The following is a 3,033-nucleotide window of genomic DNA, read 5'->3' on the forward strand; positions in this document are numbered from 1 at the left end:
GACCTGGGCCGGATCCTGGCCGCCGACTGCAGCGAAAAATGGTTTGGCACCGTGGTCGCGACCGGATTCGACTCCCTGGTCAGCGACCGCACCAACCGGATGCGGTGGCCGCGGGGGCGGATGCGCTACAACCTGGCGATCCTGGCCGAGCTGTCGCAGCTGCGGCTGCTGCCGTTTCGGCTGGTGCTCGACGGGCACGACGAGATCGTCACCGACCTCACCCTGGCCGCGTTCGGCAACACCCGCAGCTACGGCGGCGGGATGCTGATCTGCCCGCACGCCGACCACGCCGACGGGCAACTCGACATCACCATGGTGCATTCGGCATCGCGCACCAAGCTGATCCGGCTGTTCCCCACCGTGTTCAAGGGCACCCACGTCGAGCTGGACGAGGTGACCACCGCCCGGGCGCGCACGGTGACGGTGGACTCGCCGGGCATCACCGCCTACGCCGACGGCGAATACGCCTGCCGGCTGCCCGCCGAGATCGCCGCGGTGCCCGCGGCGCTGCGGGTGCTGCGCGCGCAGCCCTGACGTCACCCCCGACGCGCGAAGGTGCACAAATGCACGCCCCAACCCGGCTCAGACTGGCATTTTGCGCACGCTCGCGGGCCGGCGTTAGCCCACGCCGCGGCTGAGCCAGGACACCTCGGCGCCGTCGCCGCCGTCGCGGAAGGCCTCCAGCGCATCATCCCAGGCGGTGCCCAGCACCGAATCCAGTTCGGCGGCCAACGCGTCGGCGCCGGCGGCCATCATCGCGCGCAGCCGCATCTCCCCGACCATGGTGTCGCCGTTGGCGCTCATCGCCCCGTGCCACAACCCCAGCTGCGGGGTGTGGCAGAACCGCTGGCCGTCGACGCCGGCGCTGGGGTCCTCGGTGATCTCAAACCGCAGCACCGACCAGGACCGCAGCGCGTTGGCCAACCGGGCGCCGGTGCCCACCGGCCCGACCCAGTTGGTCACCGCCCGCAGCTGCCCGGGCATCGCCGGTTGCGGGGTCCACTTGAGGTTCGCCGTCGCTTGCAGGGTCGACGACAACGCCCACTCGACGTGTGGGCAGACCGCCGCGGGTGAGGCGTGCACGTACACCACGCCAGTGGCCGCGTCGGCGAATTGGTTCGACGCACGCATCTGCTGCTCCTTCGGCTCCACGAGGGACGTCTTCCCCAACGGCCTGGTGAACCGGAGTACAGCGCTGATGCTGCTGTGCGCTCATGTCAAGTTGTGAGTCGTGCGTGTCTATTGTGCCTTGTGATACCCCTGTTGCGCTAGTCTGCGCGGTGCTCGGAAATCACCGCGTCGGCCAGCGCGGGCCACAGCGGCACCGCCCAGTCGCCGAAATCGCGGTCGGTGAGCACCACCAGGGCCAGCTCCCGGTCGGGATCGACCCAGATCAGGGTGCCCGACTGGCCGAAATGCCCGAAGGTGCGCGGCGAGTTCTTCGACCCCGTCCAGTGCGGCGATTTGCCGCCCTTGATCTCGAAGCCCAGCCCCCAGTCGTTGGGCCGCTGCACCCCGTAGCCGGGCAGCACCCCGGCCAGGCCGGGAAATTGCACGCTGATCGCCTCGGCGTGCATCGGCGCCGACACCGTCGCCGGGCGCAGCAGGTCGGCGGCGAACACCGCCAGGTCGGCCACCGTCGAGGTCACCCCGAACCCGGCCGCCGGCGCGCCCCCGTCGAGCCGGGTGGCGGTCAGGCCCAGCGGTTCGCAGATCGCCTCGGCCAGATAGCGCTCGAACGCGATGCCCGACGCGTCCTGCACCGTCCGCGCCAGCACCGCGAACCCGGAGTTGGAGTAGATCCGCCGGGTGCCGGGTTTGGCCAACACCTGATCGGTGAGCATGGCCAGCCCGGAGGTGTGCGCCAGCAGGTGCCGCACCGTCGCGCCGGGTGGGCCGGCCTCCTCGGCCAGCTCGATCGCGCCTTCTTCGACGGCGACCTGCACCGCCCGCGCCACCAGCGGTTTGGTCACCGACGCCAGCGGGAACGGCCGGGTGGTGTCGCCGTGGCTGGCCAACACGCCGTCGGTTCCGACCACGGCGGCCGCCGCGTGCGGCACCGGCCAATCACCAAGCAGATCCAGGGCAGTCATCGCCGACGAGCCTAGAGTGCGTCGCGGCAAAACGCCGCCAGGGCTTCGGTGAACTGGGCCGAAAACGGCAGCGGCCGCGCGTAGTTGGCCATGGTCTTGCCGGGGTCCTCCTTGAGGACGTGGTCCACTCCGGTCAGCCGCACGTGGTCGGTGCGGGTGCCGGCGCGGGACAGCCCGGCCATCAGCTGGTCGACGTCGCCGCAGCTGATCTGGATGTCGGCGTCGCTGCAGGTGACCAGCACCGGCATGCCCCGGGGCAGCGCGGCGGCCAGCGCCGCCGGGTCGACGGCGTCCTCTTGGGCCAGCGCCCGCGCGTTGACGGGGTTGATCACCGGCCGCAGGCCCGCCGGCAGGTCGGGCGGGACCTGCCCGGTGGCGCGAAACTGCCCGATCGCGCGGTCGATGGCCGCGGCGCTGGCGGCGGCCTGCTCCGCGGTGAGCCGGCCGGCCCGCACGGCGGCGTCGGCCTGGGCGTGGGCCTGCTCGGACACCTGGTCCAGGATGCGGAGGCTGGCCGGTTCCACCAGGCCCAGCGCCCGCACCGGTGGCGCGGTGCCCGGCGCCGCGGTGGCCAGCCGCAGCGCGTACAGGGCGCCCTCGCTGTGGCCCAGCACCATCAGCCGCGTCGGGTCGACGCCGGCGTGGTGGGCCAGGAACCTCAGCGCGGCGCCGGCCTCGTCCTCGAATACGGCCATGTCGATGGTCGCCGGGTCGCGGGCGTAGGGCCCCAGGCCGGTCTGACCGGTGCCGAGTTTGTCGTAGCGCAGGCTGGCCACGCCGTCCTCGGACAGCGCCTGCGCGACGTTGCGCAGCGTGTCCAGGGCGCCCGGCAGCACCGCGGAGTTGCCGTCGCGGTCGGTGGGTCCGCTGCCGGCGATCAGCAGCGCCGGCGGCCGGCGGCCGGGGTGTGTTTGCGCGGCGGGGGCGGCGGGGGGGGGGG

General features: G+C 72.7%; 4 protein-coding genes. 1 reads left to right on the forward strand and 3 read right to left on the reverse strand.

Going from position 1 to position 3,033, the window contains the following annotated elements; all coding sequences use genetic code 11:
• Nucleotides 1–534, forward strand: a 534-nt coding sequence (locus BKN37_RS26685) for a diacylglycerol kinase (protein ID WP_108772725.1), incomplete at its 5' end; no start/stop codon positions are given.
• A gap of 84 nt (nucleotides 535–618) precedes the next feature.
• Here BKN37_RS26685 and BKN37_RS26690 read toward each other — a convergent pair.
• From BKN37_RS26690 to BKN37_RS26700, 3 genes are all read right to left on the reverse strand, one after another.
• Nucleotides 619–1,131 (reverse strand): DUF3145 domain-containing protein, encoded by a 513-nt coding sequence (locus tag BKN37_RS26690; protein WP_071030269.1) that lies wholly within the window; start codon nucleotides 1,129–1,131, stop codon nucleotides 619–621.
• Nucleotides 1,132–1,268: 137 nt separating this feature from the next.
• Nucleotides 1,269–2,093 carry a serine hydrolase domain-containing protein gene (locus tag BKN37_RS26695; protein ID WP_071030265.1) on the reverse strand — a complete coding sequence of 275 codons (825 nt, stop codon included), beginning with the start codon at nucleotides 2,091–2,093 and terminating at the stop codon, nucleotides 1,269–1,271.
• Between the two features lie 11 nt (nucleotides 2,094–2,104).
• The coding region (locus BKN37_RS26700) for an alpha/beta hydrolase family protein (RefSeq protein ID WP_071030267.1) at nucleotides 2,105–3,033 on the reverse strand (929 nt) is incomplete at its 5' end.

This window comes from Mycobacterium talmoniae, from assembly GCF_001854525.1.
Taxonomy (GTDB): Bacteria; Actinomycetota; Actinomycetes; order Mycobacteriales; family Mycobacteriaceae; genus Mycobacterium; species Mycobacterium talmoniae.